Genomic DNA, 1633 nt, shown 5'->3' with positions numbered 1-1633 from the left:
CTGTCAAGTTTAAACTTTTTATGAGAGTTTGATCCTGGCTCAGGACGAACGCTGGCGGCGTGCCTAATACATGCAAGTCGAACGCTTCTTTCTCACCGAGTGCTTGCACTCACCGAGAAAGAGGAGTGGCGGACGGGTGAGTAACACGTGGGTAACCTGCCCATCAGAAGGGGATAACACTTGGAAACAGGTGCTAATACCGTATAACAATCGGAACCGCATGGTTCTGATTTGAAAGGCGCTTTCGGGTGTCGCTGATGGATGGACCCGCGGTGCATTAGCTAGTTGGTGAGGTAACGGCTCACCAAGGCAACGATGCATAGCCGACCTGAGAGGGTGATCGGCCACACTGGGACTGAGACACGGCCCAGACTCCTACGGGAGGCAGCAGTAGGGAATCTTCGGCAATGGACGAAAGTCTGACCGAGCAACGCCGCGTGAGTGAAGAAGGTTTTCGGATCGTAAAACTCTGTTGTTAGAGAAGAACAAGTGGGAGAGTAACTGTTCCCGCCTTGACGGTATCTAACCAGAAAGCCACGGCTAACTACGTGCCAGCAGCCGCGGTAATACGTAGGTGGCAAGCGTTGTCCGGATTTATTGGGCGTAAAGCGAGCGCAGGCGGTTTCTTAAGTCTGATGTGAAAGCCCCCGGCTCAACCGGGGAGGGTCATTGGAAACTGGGAGACTTGAGTGCAGAAGAGGAGAGTGGAATTCCATGTGTAGCGGTGAAATGCGTAGATATATGGAGGAACACCAGTGGCGAAGGCGGCTCTCTGGTCTGTAACTGACGCTGAGGCTCGAAAGCGTGGGGAGCAAACAGGATTAGATACCCTGGTAGTCCACGCCGTAAACGATGAGTGCTAAGTGTTGGAGGGTTTCCGCCCTTCAGTGCTGCAGCAAACGCATTAAGCACTCCGCCTGGGGAGTACGACCGCAAGGTTGAAACTCAAAGGAATTGACGGGGGCCCGCACAAGCGGTGGAGCATGTGGTTTAATTCGAAGCAACGCGAAGAACCTTACCAGGTCTTGACATCCTTTGACCACTCTAGAGATAGAGCTTTCCCTTCGGGGACAAAGTGACAGGTGGTGCATGGTTGTCGTCAGCTCGTGTCGTGAGATGTTGGGTTAAGTCCCGCAACGAGCGCAACCCTTATTGTTAGTTGCCATCATTCAGTTGGGCACTCTAGCGAGACTGCCGGTGACAAACCGGAGGAAGGTGGGGATGACGTCAAATCATCATGCCCCTTATGACCTGGGCTACACACGTGCTACAATGGGAAGTACAACGAGTCGCGAAGTCGCGAGGCTAAGCAAATCTCTTAAAGCTTCTCTCAGTTCGGATTGTAGGCTGCAACTCGCCTACATGAAGCCGGAATCGCTAGTAATCGCGGATCAGCACGCCGCGGTGAATACGTTCCCGGGCCTTGTACACACCGCCCGTCACACCACGAGAGTTTGTAACACCCGAAGTCGGTGAGGTAACCTTTTGGAGCCAGCCGCCTAAGGTGGGATAGATGATTGGGGTGAAGTCGTAACAAGGTAGCCGTATCGGAAGGTGCGGCTGGATCACCTCCTTTCTAAGGAATATTACGGAGACTACACGGTTAACTTTACTTTGTTCAGTTTTGAGAGGT

At 52.9% G+C, this 1633-nt stretch carries 1 rRNA gene; it reads left to right on the top strand.

What is annotated here, in order from left to right:
* Positions 1-16: 16 nt before the first annotated feature.
* Positions 17-1576: ribosomal RNA gene (locus I6N96_RS19670) — 16S ribosomal RNA — on the top strand.
* The last annotated feature ends 57 nt before the right edge of the window (positions 1577-1633 follow it).

It is taken from the genome of Enterococcus larvae, assembly GCF_017830045.1.
GTDB classification, from domain to species: domain Bacteria; phylum Bacillota; class Bacilli; order Lactobacillales; family Enterococcaceae; genus Enterococcus_L; species Enterococcus_L larvae.
Note: the sequence above shows the minus strand (reverse complement) of the source record. Positions and strands in the feature narration are given on the sequence as shown.